At 67.9% G+C, this 22567-nt stretch carries 12 protein-coding genes; all 12 read left to right on the top strand.

Annotated features, from left to right (window positions below; all coding sequences use genetic code 11):
• The first annotated feature begins 58 nt into the window (after nucleotides 1–58).
• The 12 genes from AC6CR5_RS09665 (at nucleotide 59) to AC6CR5_RS09610 (ending at nucleotide 22559) form a co-directional block, all read left to right on the top strand.
• Nucleotides 59–5203, top strand: a complete 5145-nt coding sequence (locus AC6CR5_RS09665) for an alpha-2-macroglobulin family protein (protein ID WP_227740062.1) — start codon at nucleotides 59–61, stop codon at nucleotides 5201–5203.
• Nucleotides 5200–7422, top strand: a complete 2223-nt coding sequence (gene pbpC / locus AC6CR5_RS09660; protein WP_109862155.1) for a penicillin-binding protein 1C — start codon at nucleotides 5200–5202, stop codon at nucleotides 7420–7422. The genes AC6CR5_RS09665 and pbpC overlap by 4 nt, the downstream gene beginning before the upstream one ends.
• 55 nt (nucleotides 7423–7477) lie before the next feature.
• Nucleotides 7478–9787 (top strand): ATP-dependent Clp protease ATP-binding subunit ClpA, encoded by a 2310-nt coding sequence (gene clpA, locus AC6CR5_RS09655; RefSeq protein ID WP_024069529.1) that lies wholly within the window; start codon nucleotides 7478–7480, stop codon nucleotides 9785–9787.
• 4 nt (nucleotides 9788–9791) lie between these two features.
• Nucleotides 9792–11108, top strand: a complete 1317-nt coding sequence (locus AC6CR5_RS09650) for a paraquat-inducible protein A (RefSeq protein ID WP_498085569.1) — start codon at nucleotides 9792–9794, stop codon at nucleotides 11106–11108.
• 56 nt (nucleotides 11109–11164) lie between these two features.
• Nucleotides 11165–12829, top strand: coding sequence for a PqiB family protein (locus tag AC6CR5_RS09645; protein WP_150100707.1), 1665 nt, complete (start codon nucleotides 11165–11167; stop codon nucleotides 12827–12829).
• A gap of 4 nt (nucleotides 12830–12833) precedes the next feature.
• Nucleotides 12834–13526, top strand: coding sequence for a PqiC family protein (locus AC6CR5_RS09640; protein WP_150100706.1), 693 nt, complete (start codon nucleotides 12834–12836; stop codon nucleotides 13524–13526).
• Nucleotides 13527–13695: 169 nt separating this feature from the next.
• Nucleotides 13696–17517, top strand: coding sequence for a trifunctional transcriptional regulator/proline dehydrogenase/L-glutamate gamma-semialdehyde dehydrogenase (gene putA / locus AC6CR5_RS09635; protein WP_498085568.1), 3822 nt, complete (start codon nucleotides 13696–13698; stop codon nucleotides 17515–17517).
• Nucleotides 17518–17704: 187 nt separating this feature from the next.
• A complete protein-coding gene (locus AC6CR5_RS09630; protein ID WP_006383980.1) occupies nucleotides 17705–18850 on the top strand; it encodes a branched-chain amino acid ABC transporter substrate-binding protein in 1146 nt (381 codons plus the stop codon).
• A gap of 163 nt (nucleotides 18851–19013) precedes the next feature.
• Entirely contained in the window at nucleotides 19014–19943 is a 930-nt protein-coding gene (locus AC6CR5_RS09625) for a branched-chain amino acid ABC transporter permease (RefSeq protein ID WP_006383979.1), read from the top strand.
• On the top strand, nucleotides 19940–21028 hold the full coding sequence (locus AC6CR5_RS09620) for an ABC transporter permease subunit (protein WP_020928434.1): 1089 nt from the start codon (nucleotides 19940–19942) through the stop codon (nucleotides 21026–21028). The genes AC6CR5_RS09625 and AC6CR5_RS09620 overlap by 4 nt, the downstream gene beginning before the upstream one ends.
• Nucleotides 21025–21825: an ABC transporter ATP-binding protein gene (locus tag AC6CR5_RS09615; RefSeq protein ID WP_006383977.1), complete on the top strand. Its 801-nt coding sequence runs from the start codon at nucleotides 21025–21027 to the stop codon at nucleotides 21823–21825. The genes AC6CR5_RS09620 and AC6CR5_RS09615 overlap by 4 nt, the downstream gene beginning before the upstream one ends.
• A complete protein-coding gene (locus tag AC6CR5_RS09610) occupies nucleotides 21822–22559 on the top strand; it encodes an ABC transporter ATP-binding protein (protein ID WP_006383976.1) in 738 nt (245 codons plus the stop codon). Before AC6CR5_RS09615 ends, AC6CR5_RS09610 begins: the two co-directional genes overlap by 4 nt.
• Nucleotides 22560–22567: the final 8 nt, after the last annotated feature.

The raw sequence follows: 22567 nt of genomic DNA, 5'->3' as shown, positions 1-22567 counted from the left end.
CTGGCTGGCGGTAGCCGGCGCGATCGTGGTGGCCGGCGCCATCGGCGTGGGATGGTGGATGGGCAAGGGCGGCCAACCGTCCGCGCCCGCAACGCCGCAGACGGCTACGCCGGCGGCGACCACGGCCGCGCCCGCCGCGACGGGCGGCGCCGCCAAGCCCGAGGCCCTGCCGGCCACGGCCACGGTTGGCACTGCCGACGCCTTCGCGGTGCTCAATTGCCAGCCGCGCCAGTACAACGATTCGCTGGCGCTGGCGGTCACCTTCACGCAGCCGGTCGAGGCCAAGGCCGACCTGAGCAAGTTCCTGCAGGTCACCGACACGGGCGCCGCCTCGGGCAAACCCGACCAGGACACCGAGCGCAGCGCCAACGGCCAGCAGCCGAGCTCCGTCCAGCCGGGCGACGCCGCGCCCAAGGGCAAGATCGTCCAGGGCAACTGGGTGGTCGGCTCCAATCCGCGCATGGTGTATTTCCCCTACGTCCAGCCGCAACGCTCGTATTCGGTTTCGGTGCGCGCGGGCCTGCCGGGCCAGGGCGACAAGGTTGCGCTGGCCACCGGCTCGCACTGCGACGTGGTGACCGACGCCATGCCGCCTTCGTTCTATTTCGCCAGCCGCGGCGTGGTGCTGCCGGCCGGCCAGAACGGCGGCCTGCCGGTGGCGACCGTCAACATGCCCGAAGTCGACGTGCAATTCCTGCGCGTCGCGCCCGAGCGCGTGCCGGAACTGTTCGAGTCGGTGCTGGGCATCGGCCGCAGCACGGCCTCGTCGGATGAAGAGGAATCCGGCGGCTACGACGAAGACGATTGGCGCTATGCCGGCAACCGCAGCCTGAAGGGCTCGGTCAGCAACTGGGACCTGGACCGCCTGAATACGCTGACCACCAGCGTCTACCAGGGCCGCTTCCTGACGGACGACAAGCCGAACCGCCGCCACGTCACCTTCCTGCCGGTCGAAGGCATCAAGGAATTGCAGGAACCCGGCATCTACGTCGCGGTGATGAGCCAGCCCGGCCGTTTCCGCTATGAGTACCAGGTCACCTATTTTTATGTCAGCGACATCGGCCTGCACGCGCGCCGCTACAGCGATCGCATCGAGGCCTACTCGGTGTCGCTCAAGAGCGGCCAGGCGATCTCCGGCGCGCTGTTCGAACTGGTGGACGGCGCCGGCAAGGTGCTGGCCAAGGCCCAGGCCGACGGCCAGGGCCACGTGCGCTTTGACGGCAGCTTCACCAACGCCCGCGTCATCCGCGCCTCGCGCGACAAGGAAATGACCGTGCTGGCGCTGGCCGAACCGGCGCTGGACCTGTCCGAATTCGATACCGGCGGGCATATCTCCCGCCCCAACAACCTGTTCGTCTACGCCGGCCGCAACCTCTATCGCCCCGGTGAAACCTTCCACGTGTCGGTGCTGCCGCGCGACCTCGACGGCCGCGTGATGCCGCCGTCGCCGCTGACAGCAACCCTCAAGCGCCCCGACGGCCGCGTGGTCTCGACCAATCTGTGGCAGCCCGCCAAGGACCTGCAGGGCTACGTCGAACGCGCCATCGATCTGCCGCCGGACGCCCAGACCGGCGCCTGGATGCTGGAATTGCGCGTCGATCCCGCTTCGCGCGCGCCGGATGCCTCCTGGAAGTTCCAGGTCGAGGAATTCCTGCCCGAACGCATGAAGATGGCGCTGACCTCCGACCAGGACGTGTTGTCGCCGGACGACACCCTGACCGTCGACGTGCAGGGCGACTATCTGTATGGCGCGCCGGCCGCCGGCAACCGCCTGCTGTCCAGCTTCCAGGTCAAGCGCGACCGCTACGCGTTGCCGCAGCAATGGCCCGGCTTCATTTTCGGCGACGTGGACGATGATTCGCGCCGCCATTTCGAGGAACTGCCGGAAGCGGCGCTGGATTCGACCGGCGCCGCGCAACTGGAGGTCGAACCGCGCACCGAAGGCACCCATTCGCCGATGAAGGTGCGGGTCTCGGCCAGCCTGCTGGAATCGGGCGGCCGCCCGGTGGTGCGCTCGATCGAGCGCAGCGTCTGGCCCGCCGACAAGCTGATCGCCGTGCGTCCGCAGTTCGACAGCGATGTCGCGCGCGAAGGCGCCCCGGCCGCCTTCGAAGTGCTGCGCGTGGACGCGCAGGGCAAGATCGCGCCGCTGGCGCAGGCCCAGATGCGCCTGTACCGCGAGGAACGCCAGTACTACTGGCGCTTCGACGACCAGCGCGGCTGGAACAGCGGCTACACCGAAACCGAGGAACTGCTGGACTCGCGCGAGATCGCGCTGAAGGACCGCAGCCAGTTCACGGTGCCGGTCAAGTGGGGCCGCTACCGCCTGGAAATCGCCGATCCCGAGACCGGCGAAACCCTGCGCTACCGCTTCTACGCGGGCTGGGACGCCCAGGACGCCGACGCCATGGGCAACCGCCCCGACCGCGTCCAGATGAAGCTGGAAGGCGTGCCCGCCAAGCCGGGCGACAGCGTCAAGCTGACCCTGACGCCGCCGCACGACGGCCAGGCCCTGATCACCGTCGAAGGCGACCGCATGCTGTGGTCGACCTGGGTGGCCGTGAAGGCGACCGGCACGCAAGTGGAAATCCCGATCGACAAGAGCTGGAAGCGCCATGACCTGTACGTGGCCGCGGCGGTGTTCCGCCCCGGCAGCGAAGGCGACCGCGTGACGCCGGCGCGCGCGCTGGGCCTGACGTTCCTGCCGATCGCTAGCGCCGACCGCAAGCTCGACGTCAAGCTGAGCGCCGCCGCCAAGACCGAGCCCGAGACCAAGACCACGGTCCGCGTGAAGGTCGATGGCGCGCAGGGCAAGCAGGCCATGGTGACGCTGTCGGCGGTCGACGTCGGCATCCTCAACATCAACCAGTACCGCACGCCCGATCCGCTGGACTTCTTCTTCGGCAAGCACCGCTACGCGCCCGAACTGCTGGACATGTACGGCAAGCTGATCGAGAAGATGGACGGCACCAAGGGCAAGCTGAAGTGGGGCGGCGACGCCGCCATGCGCGGCGACAGCAAGAGCCTGCCCAAGAAGGTCAAGCTGGTCGACCTGTTCTCGGGTCCGGTCAAGCTCAACGACAAGGGCGAGGCCGACATCCCGCTGGACCTGCCCGACTTCAACGGCACGCTGCGCCTGATGGCCGTCGCGTTCACCGCCGACAACTACGGCAGCACCGACACCGAAATGGTGGTGGCGGCGCCGATCGTGGCCGAGCTGAACACGCCGCGCTTCATCACCCCGGGCGACCAGGCCGCCATCGCGCTGGACGTGACCAACCTGAGCGGCTCCGACCAGAAGGTGACGGTCAAGCTGGAAGCGCTGGATCCGGTCGGCATCGTCGACGGCACCCGCACCGTGACGCTCAAGGACAAGCAACGCACCACGCTGCGCTTCACCGCCAGCACCACCGGCTCGTATGGCCTGGGCCTGATGCGCCTGACCGTGGACGGGCAGGGCGGCGCCAAGCCGATCCACATCGTGCGCGAATCGGTGCTGCAGGTGCAGCCGGCCTACGCGGCCGAGCGCCAGGTGCGCCGTCTGCGCCTGAACCCCGGCGAGTCGAACACGCCGCAGGCGTCGTGGGTGGCGTCCTACTATCCGGACTCCACCACGGTCAGCATGACGGTCTCGAACCGTCCGCCGATCAACGTCAACCGCGTGGTCGAAGGCCTGCTCAACTATCCCTATGGTTGCACCGAGCAGACGATCAGCGCGACCCTGCCGTGGGTGCTGATCGACGAAGAAGCGGCCAAGCAGTTCGGCCTCAAGCCGCGCACCCAGGCCGAGCGCGAAGCCAAGGTGGCTGGCGCCATCGGCCGCCTGTCCGGCATGCGCAACGCCGTCGGCTCCTACAACCTGTGGAGCAGCTCGTCGGCGCGCGACGTGTGGCTGACGGCCTACGCCGTGGGCTTCCTGCAGGATGCGCGCGACAAGGGCTTCACCATCCCCGAGGCCTCGCTGGACCGTTCGCGCCAGTGGCTGCTGGAGCAGGTGCAGCAGAGCAGCGGTTCGTTCGGCACCTGGTCGGCCAACCTGAAGCGCGACTTCGAGTCGGGCCGCCTGGACAGCAGCGGGCTGAGCGTGCTGCGCGAAGACCATCGCCGCTTCGCCGGCCTGGCCACGGCCGCCCTGGCGCTGGCGCGTGACAAGAAGGCGCCGCTGTCGACGGTGCGCCAGCTGTTCGACAACTACCAGGACCGCGCGCGTTCGCCGCTGCCCCTGATCCAGCTGGCCGCCGCGTTCAAGCTGATGGGCGACGAAGGGCGCATGAAGAGCGCGCTCGACCTGGCCATGACGCGCGAATACGGCATCACCCGCCGCGCCAACAGCTACTACGACGACTGGCTCGGCGACTACGGCAGCGCCGTGCGCGACTACGCGCTGGCGTACGCGCTGGCCAACCAGTACGAGCTGCGCCACGACCGCGTCGAGAACCTGATGACGCAGCTGGCCGCGCGCATGGGCAACCGTTCGTACCTGTCGACGCAGGAACAGATGGCCCTGCTGCTGGCCGCGCGCGCCGCCGGCGGCGACAAGTCGACCCCGTGGCAGGCCGCGCTGACCGTCAACGGCGTGCGCAAGGAGCTGGAAGGCGGCAGGTCCGACCGCACCGTGTCGCTGAGCGCGGCCGAGCTGGCCGGCACGCAGTTGCTCAACACCGGCAGCCAGTCGCTCTTCATCGAGTACGACATCCAGGGCAGCCCGACCACGGTGCCCGCGCCGCGCAACGACGTGATCCAGCTCAAGCGCGGCTGGTATCGTCCCGACGGCAAGCCGTGGGATGGCGGCACGCTGCAGACCGGCGACATGCTGGTGGTGTGGGTCCAGGCCAGCGCCAACCAGAACATCCCGGATGGCCTGCTGGTGGACCGCGTGCCTGCCGGCTTCGAGGTCGAGAACCTGAACCTGTCGCAAAGCCCCGAAATGCAGGACTGGAGCATCGGCGGGCGCCGCGTGGCCGACGCAATGGCCGACCCCAACATCAAGCACCGCGAATTCCGCGATGATCGTTATGTTGCGGCGGTTTCGCTGGGTCGCGGCAAGGTGGACGTGTTCTACCTGGTGCGGGTCGTGACGCCGGGCCGCTACGCGGTGCCGTCGACCGTGGCCGAAGACATGTACCGGCCCGAGATCCGTGGCGTAGGCGAGCAATGGAGCACGGTCGAGATCCGCGATCGCAGCGCCAAGCAGCGTCCTTGAACACCGCCGCCACCCCGCCGGCGGGCGCCTCGCGCGCCCGCCGCTGGCGGCGGCGCGGACTCTTCGCGGCCAGCGTGTTGTCAGCGCTGGCCGCGTTGTTATTCGTGCTCGACCGCCTCTATCCCTTGCCGGCCATCGACTCCGGCGGCGCGGCCGTGGTGGTCGCCGCCGACGGCACGCCGCTGCGCAACTATCCCAGCCGCGACGGCATCTGGCGCTACCCGGTCAAGCCTGACCAGGTGTCGCCGCACTATCTCGATACGCTGCTGACCTACGAGGACCGCTGGTTCTACTGGCACCCCGGCGTCAACCCGGTGTCGCTGGCGCGCGCCGGCTGGCAATGGGCCACCAACCGCCGCATCGTTTCGGGCGGTTCGACCCTGACGATGCAGGTGGCGCGCCTGATCGACCCGCAACTGGCCGGCAAGCCGTCGCGCTCGATGAACGCCAAGCTGCGCCAGGCGTGGCGCGCGGTGCAGTTGGAAATGCACTACAGCAAGGACGAGATCCTGTCGCTGTACCTGACCCACGCGCCCATGGGCGGCATCGTCGAGGGCGTGGAAATGGGGTCGCGCCTGTGGCTGGGCAAGCCGGCGCGCGACCTCAGTCCGGCCGAGGCCGCCATGCTGACCGCCTTGCCGCAGGCGCCGTCGCGGCTGCGGCCGGACCGCCATCCCCAGGCCGCGCAGGCGGCGCGCGACAAGGTCCTGGACCGCATGGTGGAGCTGGGCCGCTGGACGCCGGCCGAGGTCGCCGACGCCAAGATCGAGCAGGTAGTGGCGCCGCCGCTGCGGGCCCGCTGGCTGGCGCCGCTGGCGGCGCAGCGCCTGTTGCAGGAGGCCGGCCGGCCGCAGGCGGGTTCGCGCCGTCCCGGCAGCCGTCCGCCGCTGCTGACCTCGACGCTGGATGCGGACATGCAGGCCGCGGTCGAGCGCATGTTGTTGGATCGGGTCGACAACCTCCCGCCCAAGGTTTCGATGGCGGTGCTGGTGATGGACAACGACACGCTGGAGGTCAAGGCCTACGCCGGTTCCGCCGATTTTTCCGATGATTCCCGCTACGCCCACGTGGATATGGTGCGCGGCGTGCGTTCGCCCGGCTCGACCCTCAAGCCATTCCTGTATGCGCAGGCGCTGGACGACGGCCTGATCCACTCGGAAAGCCTGCTGATCGACGCGCCGTTGTCGTTCGGCGGCTACGCGCCGGGCAATTTCCAGGCGTCGTTTTCGGGGCCGGTCAGTGTGGCGCAGGCGCTGCAACGCTCGCTCAACGTGCCGGCCGTGGACCTGCTGGACCGCGTCGGGCCGACCCGTTTCGCGTCGGTTATGCTGACGGGCGGGGTCTGGTTACGTTTGCCGGCCGGGGCCGAACCGAATCTGAGCTTGATTTTGGGCGGGGGCGGCACCACATTGGAAGAACTGGTGGGTGCTTATCGGGCCCTGGCCCGTGGCGGCATTTCCGGGCGCGCGCGCCTGCGGCCGGAGCAGCCCCGGGTCGAGTCCCGTATGATGAGTGCTGGCGCGGCCTGGATCGTGCGTGACATCCTGGAAGGCGGCGGCCACCCGGACCGGCCCTTTTATCAGTCGGGCAGCCCGGCGCGGCAACTGGCCTGGAAAACCGGGACGAGTTTCGGATTTCGGGATGCCTGGGCGGTCGGTGTGACCGACAGCTGGACGATCGGCGTGTGGGTAGGCCGGCCGGACGGCACCCCCAACCCCGGATTTTTCGGGGCGAATGTGGCGGCGCCGCTACTGCAGGATATCGTCGCGGCCCTGCCGGAAGGCGCCCAGCACGTGCGCGTGCGGCCCGCCACGGTGCAGCCGGTCGTGACCTGCTGGCCGCTGGGTTACCGGCTGGGCAGCGTGCCGTCGGGCGAATGCCCCGAGCAGCGCGCGGCCTGGGCCTTGAATGACACGGTGCCGCCGTCGTTCGCCGGCTATGCCGATGCCACCCAAGGGCCGTTGCGCCTGGGGGGCGTGGCCACCGGGTCGGTATTGCGGCCGGTGCCTGGCAGCGCGCAGGTGGCGGTGGATGTGGATGTGCAGGGCGCCGAAGGCGAAGTTTGGTGGATGCTCGATGGTCGCGTGGTGGGTCATGCCGCGTCGGGTCGTCCGTTTAATCTGGTGCTGACGCGGGACGGACGGTATACGCTTACCGTCATGGACGCGCAAGGCCGTCATGACAGCGTGGTTTTTGAAATCGCTGGCGTTACGCCCTGATCGGCATAGAATATGAATCGTGTATTTGCCCGCTTCGATGCGTTACGGAGGAAGCGTGATTTCCCAAGAGCTTGAAGTCAGCCTGCATATGGCTTTTGTCGAGGCCCGTTCGGCCCGGCACGAATTTATTACCGTCGAGCACCTGTTGCTCGCGCTGCTCGATAACGCTTCCGCCGTCGAAGTGTTGCGCGCCTGCGCCGCCAACCTGGATGACCTGCGCCGCAACCTGCGTCAGTTCGTTTCGGAAAACACGCCGGTGATCCCCAGCGGCGCGGAAGTCGACACCCAGCCCACGCTGGGTTTCCAGCGCGTCATCCAGCGCGCGATCATGCACGTGTCCGCGGGCGGCACCGGCAAGAAGCCGGTCACCGGCGCGAACGTGCTCGTGGCCATTTTCGGCGAAAAGGATTCGCACGCCGTGTACTACCTGCAACAGCAGGGCGTGACGCGGCTGGACGTGGTGAATTTCCTGTCGCATGGCATTACCAAACAGCCACAGGTGGAGTCCGCCGCCGTGCAGAAAGAGCAGCAAACCAATGGTGAAGAACAGGGCGAATCGCGCCAGTCGCCGCTGGACCAGTATGCGACCGACCTGAACGCCGCGGCGTTGGCCGGGCGCATCGATCCGCTGATCGGGCGCGAGCACGAAGTCGAACGCGTGATCCAGGTGTTGTGCCGCCGCCGCAAGAACAACCCGCTGCTGGTCGGCGAGGCCGGCGTGGGCAAGACCGCGATCGCCGAGGGCCTGGCCTGGCGCATCACGCGCGGCGAGGTCCCCGAGATCCTGCAGGCGGCCCAAGTGTTCGCGCTGGACATGGGCGCGCTGCTGGCGGGCACCAAGTACCGCGGCGATTTCGAGCAACGCCTGAAGGGCGTGCTCAAGCAGATCCGCGGCAATCCCGACGCCATCCTGTTCATCGACGAAATCCACACGCTGATCGGCGCCGGCTCGGCGTCGGGCGGCACGCTGGACGCGTCCAACCTGCTCAAGCCGGCCCTGTCCTCGGGTCAGCTCAAGTGCATCGGCGCCACCACGTATACGGAATACCGCGGGGTCTTCGAGAAAGACCACGCGCTGTCGCGCCGCTTCCAGAAGATCGACGTGGCCGAGCCCAGCGTCGAGCAGACCGTGCAGATCCTGCGCGGCCTGAAGAGCCGCTTCGAGGAACACCACAACGTGCGCTACTCGGCCGCGGCGCTGTCCGCCGCCGCCGAGCTGTCGGCGCGTTTCATCAACGACCGCCACCTGCCGGACAAGGCCATCGACGTGATCGACGAGGCCGGCGCCGCGCAGCGCCTGTTGCCGCGTTCGCGCCAGAAGAAGGTGATCGGCAAGGTCGACATCGAGAACATCGTTTCCAAGATCGCGCGTATTCCGCCGCAGTCGGTTTCCAACGACGACCGCAGCAAGCTCGCCACGCTCGACCGCGACCTCAAGACCGTCGTGTTCGGCCAGGACAACGCCATCGAGGCCTTGTCCGCCGCCATCAAGATGGCGCGCTCGGGCCTGGGCAAGCCGGAAAAGCCGATCGGCGCCTTCCTGTTCTCCGGCCCCACCGGCGTCGGCAAGACCGAAGTCGCGCGCCAGCTGGCCTTCACGCTGGGCGTGGAGCTGCTGCGCTTCGACATGTCCGAGTACATGGAACGCCATGCGGTGTCGCGCCTGATCGGCGCGCCGCCGGGATACGTCGGTTTCGACCAGGGGGGCTTGCTGACCGAGGCCATCACCAAGCAGCCGCATTGCGTGCTGCTGCTCGATGAAATCGAAAAGGCCCACCCGGACGTCTTCAATATCCTGCTGCAGGTCATGGACCATGGCACGCTGACGGACAACAACGGCCGCAAGGCGGACTTCCGCAACGTCATCCTCATCATGACGACCAACGCGGGCGCCGAGACCTTGAACCGTCCGTCCATCGGCTTCGCCAATTCGCGTGTGGTGGGCGACGAAATGGCGGAAATCCGCCGCATGTTCACGCCCGAGTTCCGCAACCGGCTGGATGCGATCATCCCGTTCGCGCCGCTGGATCGCGAGATCATCCTGCGCGTGGTCGACAAGTTCCTGATGCAGCTCGAAGACCAGTTGCACGAGCGCCGCGTCGAAGCCGTGTTCACCACGGCCCTGCGCGAGCACCTGGCCAAGGAAGGCTTCGACCCGCTGATGGGCGCCAGGCCGATGCAGCGCCTGATCCAGGACACCATCCGGCGCGCGCTGGCCGACGAGCTGCTGTTCGGCAAGCTGGTCGATGGCGGCACCGTCACGGTGGACCTGGACGAGGCCGGCAAGGTCACGCTGGACTTCGACGACCACGGCAAGCCGCCGTCGGCCGCCCCGGACAAGCAGGAAGTCGAGCTCGTCGAATAGGCCTATGACGACCGCGGAGAGCCAGCCGCTGATCGAGTGCGAGCACTGCGCAAGCATCTATCGCCGACATCAGCTCGAACCTGGCGAGACCGCCAATTGCGCCCGCTGCGGTGCCACCCTGTGGCGCTACAGCGGGCTTACTTTGTCCAATTGGCTGGCGCTTGCCATCGCCGCGCTGATCATCTTCGGCGTGGCCAATGCCTATCCGGTCGCCTCAATGTCGGTGCAGGGCATGGTGCAGCAGGCCTCGCTGCTCGATGCCATCGACATCACCTGGCGCCAGGGGCATTACACCGTGGCCGTCATGACCGGGCTGGCGGGCTTCGTGCTGCCGCTGGTGCAGCTGGCGGTGTTGCTGTGGGTGCTGGGCCCGCTGTCGCGCGGCGTCGAGCCGGCGGCGTTCCGGGGCGCGATGCGATTGCTGGGCCTGTTGCGGCCATGGTGCATGGTGCCGGTGTTCCTGCTCGGCGTGCTGGTGGCGGTGGTCAAGCTGGCCGGCATGGCGGCCGTTTCGCCCGGCGTCGGCCTGTTCGCCTTCGGCGTGCTCACTATCTTCCTGACCATGCTGGGCCGCCTGACGCCGCACGTGCTGTGGCGCTACGCCGAAAGCGACGGGGTGGTGCCGGTGCATGTGCCCGAGGCCGGCCCCGACGTGGTGCTGACAGGCTGTCATGTCTGTGGCCAGGTGCAGGCCGTGCCGCGCGACGCCGATCCCGAGGAAGAACACCACTGCGTGCGTTGCCACGCTGTGGTCCATTACCGCAAGCCCGATCACCTGAATCGCACCTGGGCCCTGTTGCTGGCGGCCGTGGTGTTCTATATTCCCGCCAACGTGCTGCCGGTGATGAAAGTCAGTTCGGTGCTGGGCGACAGCGCCCACACCATCCTGGGCGGCGTGGTGGAACTGTGGGACATGGGCTCCTGGGACATCGCGCTGATCGTCTTCATCGCCAGCGTGGCGGTGCCGCTGACCAAGTTGCTGGCGCTGATCCTGTTATTGTTGACCGAGCAGTGGCGCAGCACCACCAACCTGCGCCCGCGCACGCGGCTGTACCAGATGGTCGAATTCATCGGCCAATGGTCGATGCTGGACGTGTTCGTCGTGATCCTGCTGGCGGCCCTGGCCGATTTCCAGGGCCTGATGGAAATCAGTGCCGGCGCGGGCGCCGCGGCCTTCGGCGTGGTGGTCATCCTGACCATGCTGTCGGCCATGAGCTTCGACCTGCGCCGCAGTTGGGACCTGGAAGCGGTGAGTGAGTTGGACGCCACGGAGCCGGCAGCGGGCCGGCGCCCGGCGTCCGCTGGCGTGGAAGCGGGCTGAGTCCGGCGCGGCGCTGTCTGCCGCCTGGCGTTGTTCAAGAAGAAAAGGAAAAACCGATGTCCGACCAAGCACCTGGATCTGGTGAAGGGAAGTACGCGTCACCCACGATCTCGCGCAAGCGCAAGAGCCGGATTTCATGGATCTGGCTGGTGCCCGTCGTCGCGGCGCTGATGGGCCTGTCGCTGGTGGTGCGCACCTGGATGCAGGCCGGCCCCGACCTGTCGATCGAATTCAATACGGCCGAGGGGCTGGAAGTCGGCAAGACCCAGCTGCGCTACAAGGACGTGAACGTCGGTACCGTCAGGTCCATCGGTTTCAACGCCGATCGCAGCAAGGTTGTGGTGCAGGCCGAGCTGTCCAAGGATGTGGCCGATCTGGCGCGCGAGGGCACCAACTTCTGGGTGGTGCGCCCGCGCCTGGACGTCAGCGGCGTGTCGGGCCTGGGCACCTTGTTGTCCGGCGCCTACATCGGCGTCGATGCAGTCGAGGGCAAGGACTCGTCCAAGAAGGCGACCAAGCTGCATTTCGTCGGCCTGGAAACGCCGCCCGCCGTGACGCATGACCGCGCCGGCAAGCGCTTCAAGCTCAAGGCGGCGGACCTGGGGTCGCTGGACATCGGTTCGCCGGTGTATTTCCGTCGCATCAACGTGGGCCGCGTGATCGGCTACGAACTCGACAAGACCGGCAACGCCGTCAATGTCGAGGTATTCGTCGACGCGCCCAACGACAAGTTCGTGACCAATGGCACCCGTTTCTGGAATGCCAGCGGCGTGGACTTCAGCGTCAACGCCGAAGGCCTGAAGGTGCGTACCCAGTCGCTGGTGTCGATGGCGGTGGGCGGCGTGGCGTTCGAGCCGGTCTACAGCGCGCGCGATGCCAACACCCCGGCGGCGGCCGATACGCACTTCGAGCTGTATGCCACCGAGGCGGCGGCCAAGGCCAACCCGGACGGCGAAGCCTTCCCGATCCGCATGCGCTTTGATCAGTCGATCCGCGGCCTGGCGGTGGGCGCGGCGATCGACTTCTCGGGCATCACGCTGGGCAACGTCACCCAGATCAACATGGATTTCGATCCCGTCAGCAAGCGTTTCTTCGCGCTGGTGGACGCCACGCTGTATCCGGAACGCCTGGGCCGGGTCTACGACGAGGTGCGCGAGCACGCCATCAAGGACGGCGACGAGGCCGGCGGACGCCTGCTGGGCATCATGATCAAGCATGGCCTGCGCGCCCAGTTGCGCACCGCCAACCTGCTGACCGGTCAGCTGTACGTGGTGCTGGACGAGTTCCCCAACGTCAAGCCGGTGGAATTCAAGATGACCACGCCGGCCATGATCCCGACCGTGCCGGGCCAGCTCGATCAGTTGCAGCAGCAGGTCAGCAATATCGTCGCCAAGATCGACAAGATTCCGTTCGACAAGATCGGCGAGGACCTGCGCACCACGCTGGCCAGCACCTCCAAGTTGATGAACCGCCTGGACAAGCAGGTCGCGCCCGAGGCCCAGGGCGTGCTCAGGCAGGCGCGCGACTCCATGGCCAACCTCAATGCGCTCCTGGCCTCGGATGCCTCGCTGCCGGTCAACGCCGAGAAGGCCATGCAGGAATTGAGCCGCGCCGCCCGTTCGCTGCGGGCGCTGGCCGACTTCCTGCAATCGAATCCCGAATCGCTGCTGCGCGGCCGCGGCCAGGACCCGATCCCCGGCGCCGGCCCCGTCAGGAACTGAACCCATGACCCGACTCCGTTTCCGCCCCCTCCCGACTTCCCGTTCCGGCGCGTTTGGCCGCGGCCTGGCGTTGCTGGCCCTGCCGCTGCTGCTGGCCGCCTGCGCCTCATCGCCGCCCGTGCATTACTACACGCTGCAAGGGCCGGCGCCGAAGCCCCCGGCCGTGCCCCGCGCAGCCGCGCCGTTCCTGCTGGAAGTGCAGGGTGTCAACGTCGCGTCGCAGGCGGATCAGCCGCAATTGATGGTGCGCACGGGCGACGGCAGCGTGGCGGCGATGTATTCCGAGCGCTGGAGTTCGCCCTTGGGTGACGAGATTCGCGGCGCGCTCTCCGACGCGCTCAAGCACGACCTGGGCGCGCTGGACGTGCAGGTGGTCAAGCCCGGCCCGGCCGCGCCGGTGTGGCGGGTCCAGACCGACGTGCAGCGGTTTGACCTGGTGTCGGGCAGCATGGCGCAACTGGACGCAACCTGGCGGGTGCGGCCGGTAAACCTCAAGGGCCAGGGTCTGCTGTGCCGCAGCGTCGTCACCGAAACCGTGACGCAGGCCGGCATACCGGCGCTGGTCGCCGCGCAGCAGCGCGCGGTGGCCGCGCTGGCGGGCGCCATGGCGTCCGCCATGCGCGGGCAGACCCCGGACAGCGGTGGCGCGGTACAGATGCTGGGCTGCTCGCCGCTACCCGATGCGGACAAGTCATAAACGGGGACGGGCAGGGTGCCAAAACCTGCCGTGATCTCAATCGGTTAACCTCTAGGGTTAACCTTAATACAAACCCGGTTGCAACCTGACTAGCATACGGTCCTACCGATGCCGGGCCCCTTTCGCGTGCCCGGTGTGACCTCTGCCATGCGACAGGAAGCAATCTCTTATGGCCAGCACCACCCTCGGCGTCAAGGTCGATGACGCGCTGCGCGACCGCCTGAAGGCCGCCGCGCAAAAACTCAATTGCACGCCGCACTGGCTGCACAAGCAGGCGATTCTCGCCTACCTGGACAAGATCGAGCGTGGCCATCTGCCGGCCGAGATGTCCCACCTGGGCGGCGACGAGGGAGGCGATGAAGACGGCGGTGAGCACCAGGCCGCCGCCACGCCGCCGTTCTACGAGTTCGGCCAGGACGTGCAGCCGCAATCGGTGTTGCGCGCGGCCATCACGGCGGCCTATCGCCGGCCCGAGCCCGAGTGCGTGCCGCTGTTGCTGGGCCAGGCTCGGATGCCGAACCTGGAAAAAGTGCATGCCATGGCCAGCGATCTGGTCAAGAAGCTGCGCGGCAAGCGCAGCGGCGGCGGCGTCGAGGGACTGATCCAGGAATTCTCGCTGTCCAGCCAGGAGGGCGTGGCGCTGATGTGCCTGGCCGAGGCGCTGCTGCGCATTCCCGACCGCGCCACGCGCGATGCGCTGATCCGCGACAAGGTCTCGCGCGGCGACTGGAAATCGCACATGGGCGGTTCGCAGTCGCTGTTCGTCAACGCCGCCACCTGGGGCCTGATGATCACCGGCAAGCTGGTGGCCGTGAGCAGCGAGCAGTCGCTGTCCAAGGCGCTGACGCGCCTGATCGGCAAGGGCGGCGAGCCGCTGGTACGCAAGGGCGTGAACATCGCCATGCGCATGATGGGCGAGCAGTTCGTGTCGGGCCAGACCATTTCCGAGGCGCTGGCCAACAACCGCAAGATGGAAGGCCGCGGCTTCCGCTATTCGTACGACATGCTGGGCGAAGCGGCCACCACGGCCGAGGACGCCGAGCGCTATTACGCTTCGTACGAGCAGGCCATCCACGCCATCGGCAAGGCCGCCGCCGGCCGCGGCATCTACGAAGGCCCCGGCATCTCCATCAAGCTGTCGGCGCTGCATCCGCGCTATTCGCGCGCCCAGCGCGAACGCGTCATGGCCGAGCTGCTGCCGCGCGTGAAGGCGCTGACCATCCTGGCGCGCAGCTACGACATCGGCCTGAACATCGATGCCGAAGAAGCCGACCGCCTGGAAATCTCGCTGGATCTGCTGGAGGCGCTGTGCTTCACGCCCGAGCTGGAAGGCTGGAATGGCATCGGCTTCGTGATCCAGGCCTACCAGAAGCGCGCGCCGTTCGTCATCGACTACGTCATCGACCTGGCGCGCCGCAGCCGTCATCGCGTGATGGTGCGCCTGGTCAAGGGCGCCTACTGGGACAGCGAGATCAAGCGCGCCCAGGTCGACGGCCTGGAGGGCTATCCGGTCTACACCCGCAAGGTCTACACCGACGTGGCCTACCTGGCCTGCGCCCGCAAGCTGCTGGGCGCGCCGGAAGCCGTGTATCCGCAGTTCGCCACCCACAACGCCTACACGCTGTCGGCGATCTACCAGCTGGCCGGCCAGAACTACTACCCGGGCCAGTATGAATTCCAATGCCTGCACGGCATGGGCGAACCGCTGTATGACGAGGTGGTCGGGCCGCTGGCGCAGGGCAAGCTGAACCGTCCGTGCCGCATCTACGCCCCGGTCGGCACGCACGAAACGCTGCTGGCCTACCTGGTGCGCCGCCTGCTGGAAAACGGCGCCAATACCTCGTTCGTCAATCTGATCGGCGACGAGAGCATTCCGGTCGAGACCCTGGTGGCCGACCCGGTCGAGGCCGCCTCGCGCATCGTGCCGCTGGGCGCGCCGCACGAGAAGATTCCGTTGCCGCGCGAGCTCTACGGCAATCCGCAACAGGGCGCGCGCGCCAACTCCGCCGGCCTGGACCTGAGCAACGAACACCGCCTGGGCTCGCTGTCGGCCGCGCTGCTGACCAGCGCCGCCACGCCCTGGCGCGCCGCGCCCATGCTGGGCGAGGGCGACGGCGCCTGGGACGCGGCGCGCGCCATCGAGGTGCGCAACCCCGCCAACCTGCGCGACGTGGTCGGCCATGTCATCGAGGCCAATGGCGAAGAAGCCGAGGCCGCCCTGCGCGCCGCGGCCAATGCCGCGCCCATCTGGCAGTCGACCCCGGTGGCCGAGCGCGCGCAATGCCTGCGCCGCGCCGCGCAACTGCTGGAAGAGCAGATGCAGACCCTGCTGGGCCTGATCGTGCGCGAGGCCGGCAAGTCGCTGCCCAACGCCATCGCCGAAGTGCGCGAGGCGGTGGACTTCCTGCGCTACTACGCCGACCAGGCCGACCGCGAATTCAGCAACGACACGCACCGCCCGCTGGGCACGGTGCTGTGCATCAGCCCCTGGAATTTCCCGCTGGCCATCTTCACCGGCCAGGTCGCGGCCGCGCTGGCCGCCGGCAACACCGTGCTGGCCAAGCCCGCCGAGCAGACGCCGCTGATCGCGGCGCAGGCGGTGGCGATCCTGCGCGCCGCCGGCGTGCCGGCGGGCGCGGTGCAACTGTTGCCCGGCCGTGGCGAGACCGTGGGCGCGCAACTGGTGGCCAGCCCCGGCGTGCGTGGCGTGATGTTCACCGGCTCGACCGACGTGGCGCGCATCATCGCGCGCACGCTGGCCGATCGGCTGGACGACGACGGCCATACCATTCCGCTGATCGCCGAGACCGGCGGCCAGAACGCCATGGTGGTGGATTCGTCGGCGCTGTCCGAGCAGGTGGTATTCGACGTGCTCAGCTCGGCCTTCGATTCGGCCGGCCAGCGCTGTTCCGCGCTGCGCGTGCTGTGCGTGCAGGAAGACAACGCCGATCACGTGCTGACCATGCTGCGCGGCGCGATGCGCGAACTGAGCGTGGGCAACCCGGACCGCCTGTCGGTCGACGTCGGCCCGGTCATCGACACCGAGGCGCGCAACGGCATCCAGCGCCACATCGACGCGATGCGCACGGCCGGCCACCGGGTGGACCAGGTCGAGCTGAACGGCGAATGCCGCCACGGCACCTTCGTGGCGCCCACCATCATCGAGATCGACCACATCAGCGAACTGACGCGCGAAGTGTTCGGCCCGGTGCTGCATGTGGTGCGCTACGCCCGCGATGAGTTGGACGCGTTGCTGGACGCCATCAATGGCACCGGCTACGGCCTGACCTTCGGCGTGCACACCCGCATCGACGAAACCATTGCCCACGTGACCGGCCAGGTCCATGCCGGCAACGTCTACGTCAACCGCAACATCGTCGGCGCGGTGGTCGGGGTGCAGCCCTTCGGCGGCGAGTGCCTGTCGGGCACCGGCCCCAAGGCCGGGGGCCCGCTGTATATGTACCGCCTGCTGGGCACGCGGCCCGAGGGCCTGCCGCCGGCGCTGGACGCGGCGGCGCCGCTGCCGCAGCGCATCGCGCTGCCGGGTCCCACGGGCGAGACCAACACCTATATGGTGGAACCGCGCGGCGCGGTCTACTGCGTGGCGGCCACCGAGGCCGGCGCGCGCGCCCAGTGGGCCGCGGCGCGCCTGACGGGCAACCACGCGTGGTTCGCCGACACGCCGGCGGCGCACGCGCTGCTGGCCACGCTGGATGCCGAGCAGCAGGGTCAGGCGGGTATCCTGGCCGATGCCGAGGTCGACCAGGCCGACTACCACGCGGTGCTGTTCGAGGGCGACGGCGACACGCTGCGCGCCCTGAACCAGCGCATCGCGCAGCGTCCGGGCGCGATCCTGGCGGTGCATGGGCTGACCTCGGACGCGTTGGCGGCCGGCGCCGCGTATGTGCCGGAACGCCTGCTTACCGAACGTTCCATCAGCGTCAATACGGCCGCGGCCGGCGGCAACGCCAGCCTCATGACCATCGGCTGAGCGTGACCGAGGGGTAACCCTTGGGAAACCAAGGGTTATCTCCAATATCTAGCGAGGTTGCACTGGAAGCAAAATCCGGTCGCACCTGAAGTTCGATTGTGGCAACCCGGCAATCGCACTCAAATAGATCACCTGGCCCAAAAGCCCAGGTATAACAAAGCCACATCCGACATACCGGAGGATTCCAATGAAGTTTCGCACCACTTTGAAGCTTGTCGCCGCCAGCATCGCCGCCGTCGGCATGGCCGCCGCCGCGCAGGCCGCCGACGTCAAGTTCGGCTTTGCCGCGCCCCTGACCGGTCCCCAGTCGCACTATGGCGAGGACATGCAGAACGGCCTGAACCTGGCGCTGGAAGAAGCCAACAAGAAGGGCGTGAAGGTCGACGGCCAGCCCGCCAAGTTCGTGCTGGTGTCGCGCGACGACCAGGCCGACCCGCGCGTCGGCGTGCAGGTGGCGCAGCAGCTGGTCGACGAGAACGTCGTCGGCATCCTGGGCCACTTCAACTCGGGCACCACGATTCCCGCTTCGCGCGTCTACCACGAAGCCGGCCTGCCGCAGATCGCCATGGCGACCTCGCCCGAGTACACCAAGCAGGGCTACGAAACCACCTTCCGCATGATGACCAGCGACACCCAGCAGGGCGCCGCGGTCGGCAAGTTCATGGTGCAGAGCCTGAAGGCCAAGAAGGTCGCCATCATCGACGACCGCACCGCCTACGGCCAGGGCCTGGCCGACGAGGTCGAGAAGGCCGTCAAGGCCGCCGGCGGCCAGGTGGTGCGCCGCGAGTACACGACCGACAAGGCCAACGACTTCACGGCCATCCTGACCAACATCAAGGGCTCGGCGCCCGACGCCATCTTCTACGGCGGCCTGGACGCGCAGTCCGGCCCGATGAAGCGCCAGTTGGCCACGCTCGGCCTGAAGGCGCCGCTGGTCTCGGGTGAAATGACCCGCAGCGACACCTTCATCAAGCTGGCCGGCGACGCCGCCGACGGCACCTACGCCTCGCTGGCCGGCGTGCCGCTGGACAAGATGGCCGCGGGCAAGGACTTCGAGCAGCGCTACCAGGCCCGCTTCAAGAAGGCCCCCGGCGTCTACGCGCCGTACGCCTATGACGGCGCCTGGAACATGATCGCGGCGATCGAAGCTGCCGGTTCGGCCAAGCCCGAGAAGTACCTGCCGGAACTGGCCAAGCTGAACCGCAAGGGCGCCACCAGCGAGCACATCGCCTACGACAAGAACGGTGACCTGAAGGAAATCTCGGTCACCATCTACGAAGTCAAGAATGGCAAGTGGGAGATGGTTGAAACGATGGTCAGCCAGGCCAACTAAGGCTGCCTGACCCGGCCAGGACGCGGCGCCGCCGCGCCTGGCCATCTTGATTGACCCCGCGCGCGCCGCCCGGCGCGGCGGCGATTTGCGCGAAGGCGGCCCCCGGGGGCCGCGCCGCATCCGATCCTCGCGCGATTTTTCCAGGCTTATTTCCACGGCCCCTATGGATATCTTCATTCAACAACTGATTAACGGCGTCACGCTCGGCAGCGTGTACGCCCTGGTCGCCCTTGGCTACACCATGGTGTACGGCATCATCGGGCTGATCAACTTCGCGCATGGCGACGTCGTCATGATCGGCGCGATGGCGGCCACCACGATCGCCATCTCGCTGGTCGGCGGCGACCCGTCCGCGTCCGCCTTCATGGTGCTGGGCCTGGGCCTGCTGGTGTCCGTGCCGCTGTGCATGGCCGTGGGCTGGACCGCCGAGCGCGTGGCCTACCGGCCGCTGCGCCGCGCGCCGCGCCTGGCCGCCCTGATCACCGCCATCGGCGTGTCCATCATCCTGCAGAACGTGGCGATGATGGGCTGGGGCCGCAACTATCTGAACTTCCCGCAGGTGCTGACGCCGCAGGTGTTCGAGATCTTCGGCGCGCGCATGAGCACGCTGCAGATCGCCATCGTTGCGATCGCCGCGCTCATCATGGGCGGGCTGCTGGCCGTGGTGCACAAGACGCGCCTGGGCACCGCCATGCGCGCCACCGCGCAGAACCGCGAAGTGGCTGGCCTGATGGGCGTGAACATCAACACCGTGATCTCGGCGGCGTTCCTGATCGGCTCGGCGCTGGCCGCGGTGGCCGGCATGATGGTCGCCACCTACTACGGCGTGTCGCAGTACACCATGGGCTTCATGCTGGGCCTGAAGGCCTTCACGGCCGCGGTGCTGGGCGGCATCGGCAACCTGGTCGGCGCCATGGCGGGCGGCCTGTTGCTGGGCATCATCGAATCGCTGGGCGCCGGCTACATCGGCGACCTGACCGGCGGCTTCCTGGGCAGCCACTACCAGGACGTGTTCGCGTTCTTCGTGCTGGTGCTGGTGCTGATTTTCCGTCCGTCCGGCCTGCTGGGCGAGCGTGTGGGGGACCGCGCATGAGCACCACCCTGAAAAACAGCGGGCTGTCGACCCGCAACCTGGTCGGCATCGCGCTGATCGGCATCGTGCTGGCGGTGCTGCCGTTCGTGATCGGCATGGCCGGCCAGAGCTGGGTCCGCATCCTGAACTTCGCGCTGCTGTACGTGATGCTGTCGCTGGGCCTGAACATCGTGGTGGGCTTTGCCGGCCTGCTGGACCTGGGCTACATCGCGTTCTACGCGGTGGGCGCCTACACCTGGGCGCTGCTGGCTTCGCCGCACTTCGGGCTGCACCTGCCGTTCTGGGCGATCCTGCCGATCGCGCTGGCGGTGGCGTGCCTGTTCGGGGTGCTGCTGGGGGCGCCGACGCTGAAATTGCGCGGCGACTACCTGGCCATCGTGACGCTGGGCTTCGGCGAGATCATCCGCATCTTCCTTAACAACCTGAACGCGCCGGTCAACATCACCAACGGCCCGCAGGGCATCAACCGCATCGATACCTTCAAGGTGGGCGAGTTCGCCTTTGGCCGCACCGAGAGCCTGCTGGGCATCCGCGTGACCGGGCCGGAGAAGTACTACTACCTGCTGCTGGCGCTGACGCTGATCATCATCCTGGTGTGCGTGCGCCTGCAGAACTCGCGCATCGGCCGCGCCTGGGAAGCCATCCGCGAAGACGAGATCGCCGCCAAGGCCATGGGCATCAACACCCGCAACATCAAGCTGCTGGCCTTCGCCATGGGCGCCTCGTTCGGCGGCGTGGCGGGCGCGCTGTTCGCGTCGATGCAGGGTTTCGTCAGCCCCGAGAGCTTCTCGCTGATGGAATCCATTTCCATCCTGTGCATGGTGGTGCTGGGCGGCATGGGCCACATCCCGGGCGTGATCCTGGGCGCGTTGATCCTGGCCGCATTGCCGGAATTCCTGCGCGCCGTGGTCGAGCCGGTGCAGCAGATGGTGTTCGGCGCGGTGGTGCTGGATCCCGAGGGCATCCGCATGCTGCTGTTCGGCCTGGCGATGGTGTGCGTGATGCTGTTCCGTCCCGCCGGCCTGTGGCCGTCGGCCGTGCGCAAGCGCGAGCTGGCCACCAAGACGCAGGGAGGCGCGGCATGAGCAAACTGCTGCAAGCCCAGGGACTGGGCAAACGCTTCGGCGGCCTGCAGGCCCTGTCGGACGTCAGTTTCGACATCGAGCAGGGCGAGATCTACGGCCTGATCGGCCCCAACGGCGCCGGCAAGACCACGCTGTTCAACGTGCTTACGGGCCTGTACATCCCGGAAGACGGCAGCTGCACCTTCAACGGCGCCTCGATGTCGGGCAAGAAACCGCACGAGGTGGCGCACGCGGGTCTGGCGCGGACCTTCCAGAACATCCGCCTGTTCGCCAACCTGAGCGCGATCGAGAACGTCATGATCGGCCGCCACATGCGCACCCGCGCCGGCGTGCTGGGCGCGGTGTTCCGCACCCGCGGCACGCGCGCCGAGGAAGCCGCCATCGAGGCCCGCGCCCAGGAGCTGCTGGACTACGTCGGCATCGGCCACCGCGCCAACGACGTGGCGCGTTCGCTGCCCTATGGCGACCAGCGCCGCCTGGAAATCGCGCGCGCCTTGGCCACCGATCCCAAGCTGCTGGCGCTGGACGAACCGGCCGCCGGCATGAACGCCTCGGAAACCGTGGTGCTGCGCAAGCTGATCGAGAAGATCCGCGACGACGGCGTCACGGTGCTGCTGATCGAGCACGACATGAAGCTGGTCATGGGCCTGTGCGATCGCGTGCTGGTGCTGGAATACGGCAAGGTGCTGGCCATGGGCAAACCCGCCCAGGTGCAGCGCGACCCCAAGGTCATTGAAGCGTATCTGGGCGCGGGCGCCGCCCAGGATCCGCTGATTCATCAGGAGCGCCCGGCATGACGACGGCAAGCAAACCCCTACTGGAACTGCGCGGCCTGCAGGTCGCGTACGGCGGCATCCGCGCGGTGCGCGGCATCGACCTGCGCGTGGACGAAGGCGAACTGGTGTGCCTGATCGGCGCCAACGGCGCTGGCAAGAGCACGACGCTGCGCGCCATCTGCGGCCTGGTGCCGCTGGCCGGCGGCGAAGTGGTCTACGGCGGCCAGTCCATCGGCGGCCAGAAGTCGCACGAGCTGGTGCGCCAGGGCCTGGTGATGGTGCCCGAGGGACGCGGCATCTTCGGCCAGCTCACCATCGAGGAAAACCTGGCGATGGGCGCCTACATCCGGCGCGATGCCGCGCAGGTGCGGCAGGACACCGACCGTGTGTTCACGCTGTTCCCGCGCCTGGCCGAACGCCGCAAGCAGGCGGCGGGCACGCTCTCGGGTGGCGAGCAGCAGATGGTGGCCATGGGCCGCGCGATGATCGCGCGTCCGAAGCTGCTGTTGCTGGACGAACCCTCGATGGGGCTGGCGCCGCTGATGGTCGAGAAGGTCTTCGAGGTGGTGCGCACCATCGCCAGCGAAGGCGTCACGATCCTCTTGATCGAGCAGAACGCGCGCCTGGCGCTGGAGAACAGCCACCGCGGCTACGTGATGGAATCCGGCGAGATTACCTTGTCGGGTCCTGCTGCCGACATGCTGCACGATCCCAAGGTGCGCGCCGCGTACCTGGGGGAAGTGGAAGAGGCGTAGCCGCGTTC

This window comes from Achromobacter sp. EG18 (assembly GCF_059759395.1).
The sequence above is the reverse complement of the archived record's forward strand: the minus strand, read 5'-3'. Positions and strand labels throughout refer to the sequence as shown.